The organism is Nocardia brasiliensis NBRC 14402 (assembly GCF_000308475.2).
GTDB lineage: Bacteria > Actinomycetota > Actinomycetes > Mycobacteriales > Mycobacteriaceae > Nocardia > Nocardia brasiliensis.
The window spans coordinates 25,869-41,788 of the sequence record NZ_BAFT02000105.1 but is presented as its reverse complement, the minus strand read 5'-3'; the positions used below and the strand labels follow the sequence as shown (position 1 = coordinate 41,788).

At 67.5% G+C, this 15,920-nt stretch carries 15 protein-coding genes, 1 tRNA gene and 1 pseudogene; 9 read left to right on the top strand and 8 right to left on the bottom strand.

What is annotated here, in order from left to right; all coding sequences use genetic code 11:
- Window positions 1–374 (top strand): annotated as a pseudogene (locus TY25_RS44335) (TetR/AcrR family transcriptional regulator); the annotation flags it as partial.
- A 145-nt stretch (window positions 375–519) separates the two neighbouring features.
- Here TY25_RS44335 and TY25_RS35570 read toward each other — a convergent pair.
- The 3 genes from TY25_RS35570 to TY25_RS35560 all read right to left on the bottom strand — a co-directional run bounded on the left by TY25_RS35570 (window position 520) and on the right by TY25_RS35560 (window position 2,605).
- Window positions 520–885: a DUF6968 family protein gene (locus tag TY25_RS35570; RefSeq protein ID WP_042263879.1), complete on the bottom strand. Its 366-nt coding sequence runs from the start codon at window positions 883–885 to the stop codon at window positions 520–522.
- Window positions 886–1,916: 1,031 nt separating this feature from the next.
- Window positions 1,917–2,198 (bottom strand): DUF1905 domain-containing protein, encoded by a 282-nt coding sequence (locus TY25_RS35565; protein WP_042263877.1) that lies wholly within the window; start codon window positions 2,196–2,198, stop codon window positions 1,917–1,919.
- A 26-nt stretch (window positions 2,199–2,224) separates the two neighbouring features.
- Entirely contained in the window at window positions 2,225–2,605 is a 381-nt protein-coding gene (locus TY25_RS35560) for a DUF1761 family protein (RefSeq protein ID WP_042263874.1), read from the bottom strand.
- Window positions 2,606–2,681: 76 nt separating this feature from the next.
- On the opposite strand from TY25_RS35560, the gene TY25_RS44330 reads away from it, so the two are divergent.
- Window positions 2,682–3,572, top strand: a complete 891-nt coding sequence (locus TY25_RS44330) for a TetR/AcrR family transcriptional regulator (protein ID WP_236639170.1) — start codon at window positions 2,682–2,684, stop codon at window positions 3,570–3,572.
- A 61-nt stretch (window positions 3,573–3,633) separates the two neighbouring features.
- On the opposite strand, the gene TY25_RS35550 is transcribed toward TY25_RS44330, so the two are convergent.
- Window positions 3,634–3,707 (bottom strand) — tRNA-Met (locus tag TY25_RS35550).
- Window positions 3,708–4,246: 539 nt separating this feature from the next.
- Here TY25_RS35550 and TY25_RS35545 point away from each other — a divergent pair.
- On the top strand, window positions 4,247–4,804 hold the full coding sequence (locus tag TY25_RS35545) for a transglycosylase family protein (RefSeq protein ID WP_042263871.1): 558 nt from the start codon (window positions 4,247–4,249) through the stop codon (window positions 4,802–4,804).
- A 101-nt stretch (window positions 4,805–4,905) separates the two neighbouring features.
- On the opposite strand, the gene TY25_RS35540 is transcribed toward TY25_RS35545, so the two are convergent.
- A complete protein-coding gene (locus tag TY25_RS35540; RefSeq protein WP_042263868.1) occupies window positions 4,906–7,911 on the bottom strand; it encodes a UPF0182 family protein in 3,006 nt (1,001 codons plus the stop codon).
- 163 nt (window positions 7,912–8,074) lie between these two features.
- Here TY25_RS35540 and TY25_RS35535 point away from each other — a divergent pair, with 163 nt between their 5' ends.
- The gene (locus TY25_RS35535; RefSeq protein WP_042263886.1) at window positions 8,075–8,668 is read left to right on the top strand and encodes a PPA1309 family protein; all 594 of its coding nucleotides are present in this window, start codon (window positions 8,075–8,077) and stop codon (window positions 8,666–8,668) included.
- Between the two features lie 7 nt (window positions 8,669–8,675).
- Here the strand turns inward: TY25_RS35535 and TY25_RS35530 are convergent, their stop codons facing one another.
- Window positions 8,676–9,701, bottom strand: coding sequence for a YlbL family protein (locus TY25_RS35530; protein WP_193125444.1), 1,026 nt, complete (start codon window positions 9,699–9,701; stop codon window positions 8,676–8,678).
- A gap of 126 nt (window positions 9,702–9,827) precedes the next feature.
- On the opposite strand from TY25_RS35530, the gene TY25_RS35525 reads away from it, so the two are divergent.
- The 5 genes from TY25_RS35525 (at window position 9,828) to TY25_RS35505 (ending at window position 14,920) form a co-directional block, all read left to right on the top strand.
- The gene (locus TY25_RS35525; RefSeq protein WP_042263864.1) at window positions 9,828–11,255 is read left to right on the top strand and encodes a zinc-dependent metalloprotease; all 1,428 of its coding nucleotides are present in this window, start codon (window positions 9,828–9,830) and stop codon (window positions 11,253–11,255) included.
- Between the two features lie 86 nt (window positions 11,256–11,341).
- Window positions 11,342–12,205, top strand: coding sequence for a hypothetical protein (locus tag TY25_RS35520; RefSeq protein ID WP_042263862.1), 864 nt, complete (start codon window positions 11,342–11,344; stop codon window positions 12,203–12,205).
- A gap of 154 nt (window positions 12,206–12,359) precedes the next feature.
- Window positions 12,360–13,703, top strand: a complete 1,344-nt coding sequence (locus tag TY25_RS35515) for an ABC1 kinase family protein (RefSeq protein ID WP_042263860.1) — start codon at window positions 12,360–12,362, stop codon at window positions 13,701–13,703.
- 105 nt (window positions 13,704–13,808) lie between these two features.
- A complete protein-coding gene (locus tag TY25_RS35510) occupies window positions 13,809–14,219 on the top strand; it encodes a subtilase-type protease inhibitor (protein WP_063602790.1) in 411 nt (136 codons plus the stop codon).
- A 95-nt stretch (window positions 14,220–14,314) separates the two neighbouring features.
- Complete coding sequence (locus tag TY25_RS35505; protein ID WP_218568565.1) at window positions 14,315–14,920, top strand: helix-turn-helix domain-containing protein; 606 nt, start codon at window positions 14,315–14,317, stop codon at window positions 14,918–14,920.
- Window positions 14,921–15,068: 148 nt separating this feature from the next.
- Here the strand turns inward: TY25_RS35505 and TY25_RS42205 are convergent, their stop codons facing one another.
- Window positions 15,069–15,389 carry a WhiB family transcriptional regulator gene (locus TY25_RS42205; protein ID WP_014987725.1) on the bottom strand — a complete coding sequence of 107 codons (321 nt, stop codon included), beginning with the start codon at window positions 15,387–15,389 and terminating at the stop codon, window positions 15,069–15,071.
- 141 nt (window positions 15,390–15,530) lie between these two features.
- A complete protein-coding gene (locus tag TY25_RS43005) occupies window positions 15,531–15,875 on the bottom strand; it encodes a hypothetical protein (protein WP_146154152.1) in 345 nt (114 codons plus the stop codon).
- Between the last annotated feature and the right edge of the window lie 45 nt (window positions 15,876–15,920).

Sequence of the window (15,920 nt, the reverse complement as noted above, 5' to 3'; positions counted from 1 at the left end):
ACTCACTGTCCGGCCCCAGCTCAAACACCGGCCCGGACTCCGACTCCGACAACGGCTCCGCCTCGAGCGCCGTCGTGAACTCCGGCCCCAGCCCGAGCTCGGGCTCGAACACCTACGTGGGCTCCAGCTCCAGCTCCGGCTCCGGAGCGGGTTCGGGTTCGGGTTCGGGTTCGGGTTCGGGTTCGGAAGAGGAGACCAGGGCTCGTCTCGACGCGGTCTATGCCGCCCTCCCTGCCGATGAGTACCCGACAATCCACGCCCTCGGCCCACTCCTGACCGTTGGCGGTCCCGACCGCGCCACGTGGAAACTCCGCGTCATCATCGACGGCCTTCTCGCCACAGCGGCCTCGGGCCCCGAACTCGGCGCCCGCTGATAGCGGCCGCGCGGAGCCAGCGATCAGACGCACCACTTCTGCGCTCCCGCACCCGTTCTGGCCTGGCACAGCCAGTGCGGGAGCGCAGAAGTGGTGCGGGAAGTCGGAACAGGTCGCCTGCGCGGTGCGGTCGGGTTGTTCGTTGTCACTTGGGCGGAGGAAGTAGCTCCTCGAACAGGTTGGGGAGTTCGTCGGACAGCGGGGGTGTCGAGTTCCGTGGCAGGCCCAAGTCGGTACTGCCGTGCCGGGTAACCGGCTGGTTGTTGTTCGGGCTGCTCAGAATCGCTTCCACACCCCACAGCTCGTACATCAGGGCTTCCATCGAGTCCTCGCCCAGGCCGAATCCGTCGAACGGTTCGACGCCGCGCCCCAGTCCACCGATCCGCCAGACGCAACGCCAGCATCCGTTGGCGTCGTCGTAGACGGGCTGATCGACTTCGACCGTCACGGGCACCCCGTTGCGGTCATCGAACTTGCGGCTACCGATAGGCAGAGGGTGCGGATCCAGCACTGGTCACGATCACCGATCCTATGCACCAGGCCCGGTCACGGACGCCGACTCGCGACTACTACTGGACGATTGATCACCAGGTAATGGTGTTGCAAGCCTCTCGCACGATGCCGCCAGGATTACCTGGTGATCACCTGTCCAGCGAGACTGTGGCGGGTCGCCGTCGGCGCGTCGAGGTCTGCGGCCGTGGTTGCGGCTGACGGCCAGGGTAGAGCAGCCGTCACCGCGGTATCTGCTGCCGCCTCGATGACACCGAGATACCGAGCACGAGTGCCGCCGGACAGGGTCGAGATCCTGCCGGGCGCGCCGGCGACGGACACTGGGATCAGCTCAGTCGTTCGGTCAGTTGGACGGTGAGTCTGCCGCTGTCTCGATCACATCGATCACGAGTGCCGCCGAACAGCTCAGCACCCCGCCGCCATCAGGAAAGTCGCCTGTGCAACGCGGCTCGCGACCAGCATGGGGTCATTTGCCAAGCGAGACCGCGGCCGCTCTTGGCCGGAGCACGCTGACCATCATGCGAGGCCGATACCCAGAAGTCGCGGAGGAGGTGCCGCTCGCAGCGGCCAGCTTCAGCACGGCTATGCGTCTGCCGGTCCACCGCCGAATCGTTTTGACCAGGAGCACGACCGACGCGCACACGGGCATAGGCACGGGCACAGGCACACCCGGGCACCGGCACCGGCACGGGCACCGGCACGCACACGGGCACGGGCACCGACACGCACGCAGGCACGGGCACGGGCACGGGCACGGGCACGGGCACGGGCACCCAAGAGTCCGCTGCACCCACTCCTTGCAACTCGACGTCACGCACCACGCAAGCGCGGCCCGCTCCGCCTACGACTTCACGCACCACGCAAGCGCGGCCCGCTCCGCCTACAACTTCCCGCACCACTTCCGTGTTCTCGCACCCGCTTCGGCGTGAGACCCGCTTCGGCGTGCGGAAGCGGGTGCGGGAACACGGAAGGGGTGCGGGGGCGAACTTCTGGCGGGCGGACCCATGACGGGCGTGCCGTGAGGCGCTGGGGTCAGTTCAGTCGTTCGGTCAGGTGGACTGTGACCTCGTCGCCGTCAGTCTTTTCGATGCGGCGGCGGATCGTGGCGGCGACGGGGAGCTTGTGGGTGCCGTCGCCGAGGGCCATGAAGGAGGAGGTGAAGGGGACGCCGTCTACGGTTCCTTTTACCTTCACCAGGCCTCGGGTGCCGAAGATCGTTGCGGAGTCGGGAAGTTGCACGCACGTCCAGGTGTCGCCTTCGCGGACTTTTCCGAGGACGGCGGTGAAGGTGACGTCGAGGGGTCCGGCAGCCATGGGAGGCCTCCTGTCGAGGGTGGGGATCAGAGGAACAGTCCGAGGACGACACCGCTGACGATCAGTTTGAGGACCCAGTCGGTCATGTGCACCAGGGCGGTCGGGATCGGCACGTTCTCGTGCACGATCGCCCCGGCGAGGATGGTCACCGGCAGGATCGCCACGATCGCGCCAAGGGCGGCCCCGGCTCCGACACCGTGTCGATCGCCGATGATCAGCAGAATCGCGAGCACCGCCGCCGCCAGCAGACCACGCAGGAGCACGAACGCCATCTGCACCGGCAGGCCGATGCCGGGCCGCGGCGTGCTCGTCCGCGACACCAGCGCCGCGACCGGGGGCGTCGCGTACAACACCGCACTGATGACGAACGAGACGACCGCCGCGACGGCGATACCTGCGACTACCATGGCGAACTCCTTAAGTACGATGCGGTATTAAATTTAGATTGGGGTCTTAGTACTGTCAAGTACTAAAGTGGGTCGCATGAGCTCTGCAGGTGGACGCCGCGGCCGGCCGCCGGGCAAGTCCGGCACTGAACTACTAGCCGTCGCCCGCGCAGTGTTTCTGGAGCGCGGCTTCGCCGGGTCGACGATGGACGAGGTCGCCGCGCGTGCGGGGATATCCAAAACGTCGCTCTATCGCGAACATCCGTCGAAGGCGGGCTTGTTCGCCGCGGTGGTCGAGCAGTGGGCGAGCGCGGGTCGCGATGCTATGCGGCCAGGCCTGGAGCAGCTCGAGGCGGCCGAGGATGTCCGTGCGGGGCTGATCGCCTGGGCGCGAGGCCTTCGGGCGGGCGTGCTCGCCCCGCCCGTGGTGGAGATGCGCCGTCTGGTGACTGCCGAGGCCGCGCGTCACCCCGAGGTCGGCGCGACCTATCTACACCAGAGCTGGGTCCGCAACATCGGCAACCTCGCCACCACCCTCCGGAAACTGGACAGCCGCGGCGCACTGCGGATTCCGGACCCCGATATCGCCGCCGAACAGCTGACCTGGCTGGTCGTGGGCGCACCCCTGAACTCCCGGATGCTGGACGCCACCACCGCAACCGACACCGCGACGCCCGCCGACGCCGACGCCGACGCCGCGACCGACAACGACACCGACACCGACACCGACAACGACAACGACGCCACCAACACCGCGACCGACACCGACACCGACAACGACGCCACCAACACCGCGACCGACAACGCCACCGACACCGACAACGCGACCGACACCGCGACCGACAACGACAACGACGCGGACGCCGCGACCCCACCTACAACGCAACCGCCCCTTCAACCGACCCCGCATCCGCAACTATCGAATCAGCGATCGACCTGTTCCTGGCTGCCTACGGTCGGGATTGACGATCCAAGACTTCCACCCTGACAGGCCGTGGACAAAGAACAAGGGCGGTCCCGAACTTTTCGTTCGAGACCGCCCTCATGAGTAGCGGGGACAGGATTTGAACCTGCGACCTCTGGGTTATGAGCCCAGCGAGCTACCGAGCTGCTCCACCCCGCGTCGGTGAACACAACATTACACACGGGTTAGAGCTGACGCCAAATCGCCTGGTCAGAGCCGTAAACGAGGCTGGCGAAGCATGCGAGAAAGCATTCGGCAACCGACTCGTACCTACCCGGAAAATCCACTCGTTCGCCTGCCGGACCGATCGAGGTCGCCGCTCCGCCACGCCCAGAGCACCGAATCCAGACCGCCCGCACCGGTTAAACGTGACCTGAACCACTATTAAACAGTGATCTCGAACACATAACGTTGCTATAACAGACCGCCCGGAATGCGTGTTGATGACGTTTGCGAGCTGCGTAAACAACAATATTCGGGTTATTCGCTTCATGCAATTCGTGTGTTATCAAGATGTGATCTGCCGAGATTTCTTCGTTACCGTGCGTTCACGGCCCGGATCATCCGTGAAGGGCTCGAACTCGAACCGACGAATACCGGCGACCCTGCCCCGCGGTTCGAGGATCCCCGACGACCTGGGGGCAGGGACCCGGCAGCTGGATCGCCGGGCTCGGTAGGCGCAGGGAGGGAAAACACACATGACTGAGAACCGGAAGTTCAACGCCCGCGCCCTCGGCCTCGCCGCCGTCACCGGCGCTCTTGTTGCCGTCCCGTTCGCACTCTCCACCGCGACCGCCTCCGCCGCACCCACCCATGACTGGGACGGTGTCGCGCAGTGCGAGAGCGGTGGCAACTGGGGGATCGCCACCGGAAACGGCTACTACGGTGGCCTGCAGTTCTCGCCGAGCACCTGGCGGGCCAACGGCGGCCAGGGTTCGGCCCACACCGCGAGCAAGGAAGAGCAGATCCGCGTCGCGGAGAACGTGCTCGCCACCCAGGGCGTCGGCGCCTGGCCGGTGTGCGGGCAGTACCTGCGCCCGGGCACCTCCGCGCCGGAGCCGGAAGCCGTGGTCGAGCCGGAGCCCGCGCCCGCGCCGGCCGCGCCCGCCCTGCCTGCCCCCGGCACCACCAAGGCTTACGTCGAGCAGGCCAAGTCCGCCGGCGACGCGCTGGCCAAGCAGTACGGCCTGCAGGATCAGTACCAGCAGCTGCTGCAGCAGACCAACCCACTGATCGAGTCGATCGCCGGTAGCTGAGAATAGTTCTCGCACAACGAAAGCGGCGCTGCTATCCGTTCGGATAGCAGCGCCGCTTTCGTGTTCCGTTGGAGCCTGGTGCGATTCAGGCCGCAGGAGCCCTAGCGCCCGGCGTCCTGGTATGCCTTCACTGCGGCGTCCAGTTCGTCCAGCGCCTTCCCGAAGTCCTGGAAGTTGCCCGTGCGCATGGCATTTCGCACGTTCTCGATCTTCCGGTTCAGCTCCGCGGCGGCGGCGTCCTTCGCCGCCGACGAACCGGTCGGCGGAGTGACCCCGCCCGGCGGCGGCGGAGGCGGCGTGCCGGTGTTGTTGCCGGGCGGCGGCGTGGTGCCTTCGACCGGCGGAGTGGTGCCGGGCTTCGGCCTGGTCGCCGGGTCACCGCCGAACGGTGTGGCCAGCGCACCCGCACCGGGCAGCACCTGGTTCAACGCCTCTGCCAACGTGGACGCGTAACCGACCTTCACGCTGCCCGCCTCGTCGCGGTAGCTGACCAGCACGCGCAGCAACTGCGGGAAGGTGGAGGTGTTCGGCCCGGTGTTGCGTTCGTTGTAGAACGGCTCGACGTACAGGATGCCGCCGTCGGCCACCGGCAAGGTGAGCAGGTTGCCGTACTTGATCTTGTTCGAGTTGGACAGCAAGGTCCGTTCCCGCGAGACCTCGGGCGCGGTCGTCATCGTGTTCTGCGTCTGCTGCGGACCCTGGGTCTGGGTGTCGGTCGGCAAACGCCGAATCGTGAACTTGCCGTAGCCGTCCGGATCCGAACGCACCGAGATGTACGCGGAGAGGAACTGCCGGTTGTAACCCACCATGGCGCTGGTCAGGTTGAAGGTCGGCTTGTTCGTCTGCGGATCACCCAGCAGCACGTAGTACGGCGGCTGGTTGAACGAGCCGCCGCCCTCGATCGTCGGATCGCTCGGCACCGACCAGAATGCGTTGTTGGTGAAGAACTCTCGCGGATCGTCCACGTGATATTTGGTCAGCATTTCGCGCTGCACCTTGAAGAAATCCTCCGGATAACGGAAATGCGCCCGCAATTCCGGGGAGATATCGCTCATCGGTTTCACCGCGCCGGGGAACACCCCGCGCCACGCCTTGAGCACCGGATCGCTGGGGTCGGTCTCGTACAGCGTCACGGTGCCGTCGTAGGCGTCGACGGTGGCCTTGACCGAGTTCCGGATGTAGCTGACTTCCTTGCGCGGCAACAACCTTCCGGTCTTCTTGTCCACGCTGTCTTCGATGCCGTCCAGCGACGTCTTCTGCGCGTACGGGTAGTTGTCGAGCGTGGTGTACGCGTCGACGATCCACTGGATCCGGCCGCCGACGACCGCCGGGTAGGCGTTGCCGTCGGTGGTCAGCCAGGGCGCCACCTTCTGCACCCGTTCGCGCGGCGCGCGGTTGTAGATGATCTTCGACTCCGGGCCGATGGCCGAGGAGAAGAGGATGTTGCGCTCGGCGTACTTGGCGGCGAAGGCGAGCCGGTTGAACCAGTTGCCGATCGGCACGCCGCCCTTGCCGTCGTAGGTGAACTGCGCTGCGTCCGAATCGTATTCGCGCGGACGCTGGCCCTCGGACGCACCGACGATGGCGTAGTCCGGATTGGCCTGCGAGATCACCTCGCCGTAGTAGATGCGCGGCTGGTCGACCTTGATCCGCTGCTTGTCGGTCGGCGTGAACAGGTCGCTGACCATGAAGATCGGGTAGCCGCTGTCGCTGCTGCCGCCGGTCGCGTTCGGATCCTCGGACTGCGGCTTGTTGACCCGGTTGGCCGGCGCGGCGACGAAACCGTTGCCGTGCGTGTAGACGGTGTGCTGGTTGATCCAGTCCTTCTGGTTACCGGACAGCGCCGCCGGGGACAGCTCGCGCGCCGCGACGATGTAGTCCTGCACATCGCCGTCGAGGTTGTAGCGGTCGATATCGAGCGCCTCGGGGAATCCGTAGAAGTTCTTCAGCTGCCGCAGCTGAGTGAAGGTGGGCGACAGGATGTTCGGGTCGAGCAGGCGCGCGTTGCCGATCGTCGCCGCGTCGACCGGGACGTTGACGGGGTTCTTGTTGCTCTCCCCCTTGTAGTCCACGTACTCGATCTTGTCGTCCGTGATGCCGAACGCCTGTCTGGTCGCGGCGATATTGCGCTGGATGTATTCGCTTTCCTTGTCCGCGGCGTTCGGGCGCACCGAGAACTGCTCGACGACGAGCGGCCACACCGCGCCGACCAGGATCGAGGACAGCACGAGCAGGGCCGCGGCCATCGCGGGCACCCGCAGATCGCGCAGCACGATGCCGGCGAAGAAGGCGATCGCGCAGATCACCGCGATGGACAGCAGGATCAGCTTGGCGGGCAGCACCGCGTTGATATCGGTGAACGAACCACCGGTGAAGGTGGGCTCCTTGCGGCTGCTCATCAGCAGCTCGTACCGATCGAACCAGTAGGCGATCGCCTTGAGCAGCACGAAAAGTCCGGCGAGCACGGCGAGCTGGATGCGCGCGGCCCGGGTCAACGTGCCTTCGCGGCCGCTGAGCCGCAGGCCGCCGAACACGTAATGGGTCACCAGGCTGGCGAAGAACGCGATGACCACCGCGACGAACAGCCAGTTCAGCACCATCCGGTAGAACGGCAGCTCGAAGGCGTAGAAGCTGACGTCGAGATGGAACTGCGGATCCTGCTGGCCGAACTCGCTGCTGTTCAGGAACAGCTGCACGGTGACCCAATTCGATTGCGCCACCAGACCGGACAGCAGGCCGAGCAGCACCGGGATGCCGACGCCGAACAGCCGCAGCCTGCTCATCACGGTGGTGCGATACCGGGCGATCGGATCGTTCGGACCGGCCACCGGCACGAACACCGGCCGGGACCGATAGGCCAGCAGCAGCGCCAACCAGACCACCAGACCGACGAAGATCGCGATCCCGAGGAACAGCAGCACCCTGGTCCGCAGCACGGTGAGATATACGCTGCGGAAACGGACTTCACCGAACCACAGCCAGTTGGTATAGGCGTCGGTGAGCCGTGGCCCGAGCAGCAGCAACGCCGCAAGGACGATGGCCGCCAGCAGCAGCACCCGGCTGCGTCGGGAAAGCGAAGGTAAGCCGGTGGGGGGCCGCATGCCCACGATGCCACTCTCCAAGGTCCGGCGGCGCGCGCACCGAGTGGCCCCGACCGCGCGCCGCAGTCCGATGTTGCGGGTGGTCCTTCCGGACCGTCGCGCCCCACTCTACGGAATCGGACAGTATTTGGGCCGCGCGGGCGCGGCGGTGTTCGACCCGTTTGATTTGATGTCCCCCGTGACCCCTGCAGATCTGCATGCCGAACTCGTCCTCGCCCGTTCCGTCCGGGAGGTGGCCGAGTTCGTCGACGCCGAAGGGTGGGGCAGACCGCCGCAGATGTTCGCGCTGGTACCCACCGCCGACCTGGTCGCCGCGCAGCCCGAACTGCTCGAGCAGCTCGACGCGGGCGCGGAGCTGACTCCCGTTGCGCAGGAATCTTTCCCGGACGACATCACCGGCGGGTCGATGGCACTCGACGAGTTCCTCGCGACCACCAGCTGGCCGCCCGCCGTGCAGGGGTGCGTGCTCGTGCAGGAGATCGTGGTGCTGCCGCCGGACGCCGAATCCACCCTGGACGCGGCGCTGGTGCCGTTGCTCGCCGACCACGACGCGGCCGACGCCGCCGCGCGCGCCGCGGCCGAGGCGCATCCCGATCGCCGCGAGGCCCGGCTGTTCGCGGCGGTGCTGCGCGAGGGTGCGTCGCTGTGCCTGCTGCAGGTGCGTCCCGAGGACGACGCCGACGAATTCGCCGACATGGACCTGCGCACCTACCCCAACCTGGCGCCCAACCTGATCGAGGCGTTGCTCGCCACGCTGGAGTGAGCCGGCCTCAGCCGCAGCTGACCGTCTCCTTGCCCGCGTTGATCTCGTTCAGCGATTGCACCGCGCCGGTGAGGTTCTCGACCTTCACCAGGCGCAGCCCCTCGGGGGTACGCTGCCGAGCCTCGTTGCAGTTGGCGGCGGGCACCAGGAACGTCTCCGCGCCGGCTTCCCGGGCGGCCATCATCTTGTATTGGATGCCGCCGATCGGCCCGACCTTGCCGTCGTTATCGATCGTGCCGGTGCCCGCGACGAACTTTCCGCCGTCCAGTTCGCCCGGGGTCAGCTTGTCGATCAGCGCGAGGCTGAACATCAGACCGGCCGACGGTCCACCGATATCGGCGAGGTTGAAGTCCACCTGCAGCGGCGGGCGGGCGCCCTCGCCCGGCGTGACGCCGAGGTAGCCCTTCGCCTTGTCGTCCGGGCGCTCCCCGAGCGTCACCTGGATGGTCTGCTCGGCGCTCTCGCGACGCACCTGCACGGTCAGCACATCGCCGGGCTTCTGCGCGCCGACGGCGGTGACCACGTCCTTGGGCGCGACGATCGGCGTGCCGTTGATGCTGATGATCTCGTCGCCGGCCTTCAGCAGATCTTTGGCGGGGCCGTCTTCGGACACCTTGCGCAGCAGCACCACCGTCGGCATGTTGAGAAAGTGCAGCGCCGCGATCTCGGCGTTGCCCTCGGAATCCTTGAAGTCCTGCTGGTTGGACTTGTCGATCTCCTCGCGCGAAACCCCGGGCGGATACACCTCGGCGCGCGGCACCAGGCCGTGCTTGCCGCTCGCCCAGAAACCGAACGCCTCGAAGATGCTCAGCCCGTCGCGCACCGACACGGTGGTCATATTGAGATGGCCCGTGGTCGGGTCCACCTCGGTGCCGCGCACGTCGACAACCTCTTTGCCGTCGACCTTGCCGAGGGTGTTGAAGGTGGGGCCGGGGCCGAGTGCGACGAACGGCACAGTGAGCACAGTACCGAGCGCGCCGAGCACGAGCACCGGGATCAGAGCGGCCACCAGGGTGAGGATCCGACGATTCACCTGGACCACAGTAATGATCGCCGCTTTCCCCGGGTGCCGGAGGCGAACATTCCGTGTCGCCGCGCGTCCTCGATTTCGCGCCGCGCGAACATCAACAGCCTGCACCACACGCGTAACGTAAGGGATATGAGTGACGTCCCCTTCGGATTTTCGAACCGCGACGACGACGACCGCAAGCGCGGTGACGAGCCGGGCGGTCCCGAGTCGAACAACCCGTTCGGCTTCGGTGTGGGCGGGCCGGGCGGCGGGTTCGATCCGTCGCAGCTCGGGCAGATGCTGACCTCGCTCGGCCAGATGCTCAGTGGCATGGGCCAGCCGGGGTCGGGCCAGTCCGGGCCGGTGAACTACGACGTCGCCAAGCGACTGGCGCGCCAGCAGCTCGGTTCGACCATCACGCCGGTCACGGCGAGCACCGCCGGCGCCGTCACCGACGCCGCGCACCTCGCCGAGCTGTGGCTCGACAGCGCGACCACGCTACCCGCGGGCGCCACCAAGACCGTCGCGTGGACGGCCAACGACTGGATCGAGGAGACGCTGAGCACCTGGCAGCGGCTGTGCGACCCGGTGGCGCAGCAGATCTCGGGCATGTGGACCGCGTCGCTGCCCGAGGAGGCCAAGGAGTTCGCCGCCCCGATGGTCGGCATGCTCGGTCAGATGGGCGGGCTCGCCTTCGGCTCGCAACTCGGCCAGGCCCTCGGCCAGCTCGCCAAAGAGGTGCTGACCTCCACCGATATCGGCTTACCGCTCGGACCGACCGGCACGGCGGCTCTGCTGCCCGCGGCGATCGCGGAGTTCAGCGCGGGCCTCGAGCAGCCGGAGAGCGAGATCATGGTGTTCCTCGCCGCCCGGGAGGCCGCGCACCAGCGGCTGTTCGGGCACGTCCCGTGGCTGCGCCAGCAGGTGCTGGCCGCGGTCGAGGACTACGCGCGCGGCATCCGGATGGACTTCTCCGCGTTGGAGGAGGCCGCGCAGGGCATCGACCCGATGGCGCTGACCGACCCCTCGAAGATCGAGGAGATCCTGGCGCAGGGCGCGTTCGAACCGCAGACGACGCCGGAGCAGAAGCAGGCGCTGGAGCGGCTGGAAACGCTGCTCGCGTTGATCGAGGGCTGGGTGGAGGTCGTGGTGACCGACGCCGTCGGCGATCGGTTACCCGGCGCGGGCGCGCTGGCCGAGACGCTGCGCAGGCGGCGCGCCACCGGCGGCCCGGCCGAGCAGACCTTCGCGACCCTGGTCGGACTCGAACTGCGCCCGCGTAAGTTGCGGGAGGCCGCGGCGCTGTGGCGCAGGCTGACCAGCGATGCGGGTATGGAGAAGCGCGACGGCGTGTGGGCGCACCCCGACCTGCTGCCCGATTCCAACGATCTGGACTCTCCCGCCGGCTTCATCGATTCGGTGATCGGCGGCGGCGCCACCGCGTTCGACGATCCGCTGGCGCAGCTGGCCGAGACCGAAGCGCGGGAGCAGGCCGAGCGCGCCAAGGCCGGGGAGGACACCCCGGACACCGGCGAGTCGGGCCCCGACCTGGGTAAGGACGGCGGACAGTCCGCCTGAGTGTCCTGTTGGTGACCGCGAATCCCTGTGCATAACCACAGGATTCGACGCGGAGCGGGACAGCCTCGCTGCGCACACTGCTCGGCATGACCGCTCAACGCCGTGGCCCGCTGTTGTCTCCGCACATCACCGTGCTGGTCCGTCCGTCCGGTGTCGTCCAACTCGGCTGGAATCCCGAGACCGCCCTGGTCCTGGACGCCGCCGGACTGGCGGCCAAGACCGTGCTCGGGTTTCTGCGGCTGCTCGACGGCATGCAGACCCGCCCCCAGATCGTCTGGCGGGCAGGCGAACTCGGCATCGAGCCGGATCATGCGATCGCATTGCTCGAGGTCCTGGACGCGGCCGGGATGATCGAGCACCCCGAGGAACGAGTCGGCCGGATTCGGTCCGTGCGGGTGCACGGTATCGGCCCGCTGTCCGACGCGGTCGTGTCCGGGCTGCGCAAGCTCGGGGTGCGGCCGAGCCGTTCGCGCGACTACAGCGGGCCGCCGGTGCCCGCGTGGCACGCCGATCTCGTCGTGCTGACCGACGCGCTGATGCCGGACCCGCAGCTACTCGACGATCTCGGCCTGCATCGCGTCGCCCACCTGCCGGTCCGGATCCGCGACGGGCGCGGTGTGGTCGGCCCGCTGGTACTGCCGGGCGCGACCAGTTGCCTGCGCTGCGCCGACCTGCTGCGCGCCGACCGCGACGCGGACTGGCCGCATCTGGCCGCGCAGCTGCTCGGCCGGGTGGGTCACGCGTCGCCGGCCCGGATCGCGGCGACGGCGGCGCTCGCGGTCAGCGAGGTCGAGGCGGTGCTGGCCATGTCGACCCGGCGGGAATTGGCGATCTTGGACAGCACCCTGGAACTGGACCTCGATACGCACCTGCTCGACCGGCGGCGCTGGCCGCGGCACACCGCGTGCTCGTGTCACGGAATCACGGTGGACCTGCGCGAACAAACCTGAAGGTGGTTACCCCGCAGGACGTTTCGAGATGGTCCGGACGGCCTCGTGCGAGCTATGCTGCATACAGGTTCACGTGACCGGGCTCACAACCACAGGCGGCGTCGATTCAAGATTGCCGTGGCTAAGTAGTGGCTCCTTCCGCCATGATGGGTAGGTGTCTGAGATCGTGCGCCGTCGCTCGTCCCGCAACGCCAAGTTGGCCAAGATTCCGCTCGGCATCGCCGGGCGCGCGGCCGTGGGATTCGGGAAGAAGCTGGCCGGGGGCGACAAGTCCGAGATCAACGCACAGCTGAACCAGAAGGCCGCCGAACAGCTCTTCACCGTGCTCGGGGAGCTGAAGGGCGGTGCGATGAAGTTCGGCCAGGCGCTCAGCGTGATGGAGGCCGCGGTTCCCGAGGAATTCGGTGAGCACTATCGCGAGGCCCTCACCAAGCTGCAGGCCGCCGCGCCGCCGATGCCCGCCGACACCGTGCACCGGGTGCTGGACCAGCAGCTCGGCACGCAATGGCGGCAACGATTCCAAGAGTTCGACGACACCCCCGCCGCCTCGGCCAGCATCGGCCAGGTGCACAAGGCGGTCTGGTCGGACGGGCGGACCGTCGCGGTCAAGGTGCAATACCCCGGCGCGGACGAGGCGTTGCGCGCGGACCTCAAGACGTTGTCCAGGATGACCGGGCTGATCGCGTCGGTGATCCCCGGCGCCGACGTGAAGCCGATCCTGGCCGAGATCACCGAGCGGACCGAGGAGGAACTCGACTACCGCAACGAGGCGACCAACCAGCGTGCCTTCGCGAAGGGTTTCGACGGGCACGCCGAGATCGTGGTGCCCAAGGTGGTGGCCAGTGCGCCGAAGGTGATCGTCACCGAATGGCTGGACGGCACCGCCGTCTCGGCGATCATCAAGGCCGGCGCCGAAGACCCGGAGGGCAGCCGGGCGCTGCGCAATCGGGTCGCGGGCCTGATGGGCCGCTTCCACTTCTCCTCCCCCGCGACCGTCGGGCTGCTGCACGCCGACCCGCACCCCGGCAACTTCATGATGCTGGGCGACGGCAAGCTCGCCGTCATCGACTTCGGCGCCTGCGCCCCGCTGCCGAACGGGTTCCCGCCCGTCCTCGGCCGGATGCTCGCGCTCGCGGTGGACGAGCGGTTCGAAGAACTCACCGACCTGATGTACGACAACGGCTGGGTCATCCCGGGCCGCACCGTCACCCACCAGGAGATCGCGGACTACCTGCGTCCGTTCACCGACCCGATCCGGTCCGACTCGTTCCATTTCACCCGCCGCTGGATGCAGCGGGTGGCGGGCAAGGCCTCCGACATCTCCAGCGCGGAGATGAAAACCGCACGCGCCCTGCAACTTCCAGCCGAATACGTGATGATCTTCCGGGTGCTGGGCGGGTCCGTGGGCATCCTCGCCCAGCTGGACGCCGAACTGCCCTTCATGCAACTGGTCCGCACCTGGATGCCCGGTTTCAGCGCGGAACGCACGGCCAGCTGACCCGCCGGGCGACCCGGCCCGGGTGACCTGAGTTCCCAGGTCCGGCAAGGTCGGTCGGATAACCTCATCCGGTCGGGTCGGCTCCGTCGGCGAGGGGTGATGGTCATGTCCTGCACCAACCGGATCGTCGTCCTATCGATCAGCGCGGCGGTGCTGCTGGTATCGCCGCCGACCGTCGCGGCAGCCGCGGACGACGCGCCCTCGGTGCTGGCGCTGACCGTGGGCCGCGGGGTGTCGATCGCCGCCGCCGAACGTCGCGCCGTCACCCTCACCTGCGCCCCGTCGATCGGCGGTACCCATCCGAACGCGGTGGACGCGTGCCGGGCACTGACCGACGCCGACGGCAATATCCGGGCGCTCGCCGCCTTCACCGTGCCGCCGCGCTGCCCGCAGAACTTCGACCCGGTCTACGCCACCGTCGATGGCGTCTGGCGTGGCGCGCCGGTCAGCGATCACGGCGTCTTCTCCAACATGTGCGTGCTGCAGGCGACGACGGTCGCCGTCTTCAATTTCTGACACACGGGAAGCGTTCGGATCACCGTGCGGCAAACACGGGCGTTCTGTGCCGTACAGCCGAGAATGTGCAGAGCGAAGGAGAAGAGGCTGGATTGGTGCGGAACGGGAGCGGCGACCCGGCCAGATGGGCCGGGCTCGGCGATGTCGTGCACGACCGCAGGCGCGCCGCGCGGCTGACGCTGGCCACCATGGCCGCGAAAACGGAACTGTCGCAATCGTTTCTGAGTCAATTGGAGAACGGGCGCACCAACACCAGCCTGCGTTCGCTGCAACGCATCGCCGATGCCCTCGGTACCACCGCCACCGAACTGCTCGCGGCCGCGGACAACGCGCCGGGCGCGGTGCTCGTGCGCGCCGGCGACGGCACGCTCGAACAAGCCCAGACCGACAACGACGGCTCGGTGCGGTCGCTGGTGCACGGCGCCCGAGATCTGCGGGCGCTGGAATTCACCGGCGGAACCGGCCGGGGCGGGCGCGAATTCACCCATCAGAACGATGAATTGATCTACGTGGTCGCCGGGACCATCACGCTGGTCGCCGACGGCGAGGAGCTGACGCTGTCCACCGGAGACACCTTCTACTGCGCGGCGGGCGTGCGCCACCGCTGGTGGGCGCACACCGACGACACCACAACACTCGTGCTCGCCGTTGCCGACGGGCTGGCGGTCCGCCGGGCACCGAACCGGCGCCGGCGAACCTGACCCCCGAAACCACTGCAGCACAACGCAAACGAGCCGCCCACCGGGCAACGGCGGGCGGTTCGTCTGCTTTCTCGTTCGTTGGCTCGGCCCGTGTCAGGACCAACCGAATCGAGCACATCGACCGGAGGGAGGGAAGTCACTCCCGGATTCATGCCGGGACCGCGACCTTGCGCGGACGACCGCGCGGGCGCTTACGGGCGATGACGACACCCTGTTCGAAGATCTCGCCTCCCCAAACACCCCACGGCTCACGCCGATCCATGGCGGCCGTCAGGCAGCCCTTGCGGATCGGGCAAGAAGCGCACAGCGCCTTGGCCTGCTCCAGTTGGACCGGGCTCTCGGCGAACCAGAGATCGGGGTCTCCAGCTCGGCACGGCACGTCCTTGACCTCCCTGGCCCGGGTAGTCGTGGCCACGGTTCGGCATGTCACGTCAGTAGTGGCTTGTGGCCATTCCTGGGCGGTGAACACGTCGTTCTCCTTCAGCTCGTTGCAGCGGTTCGTTTCGTTGTTTCCGCGAAACCGAGGCCGGACGGCTGAAGGGCCGAAAAAGATTGGCCACGGTTTCGCTTCGTGCGATCCGTGGCCAGGAGGTCTGGGAGGGAGCTTTCCCTACCTAGGTATTCGACATCTCTGTCGAGTCCTGATCACGATCGCTGGGTGTGCGGGGCGGAGGCGCGTTGCCTGCAGATCCGCCGGCTCATAGCCGGCTTCTGCTGCGATGACGACGACGTTGTCTGCCTTCTTGAAGACAGACTTGTGCCAGCTACCCGCGTTGGGTCCGTCCTGAATACGGGTGGTGCAGACGGCGTCATGCATCTCAGCGAGATGTGCTTGCGCGCCGAATGCGCCACGGATTTCGGACAGACCGATCCCCTGCAAGGCGAGGATCCCCCGGGAGGCGGACATGGGTGAATTCACCGCAACGTCGCTGCCGCTGAAGAATGTGATGCTCACGTCTGCCTCCCTCCTAATCTCGTTGTGTCCTGTTGACTGGCCGCG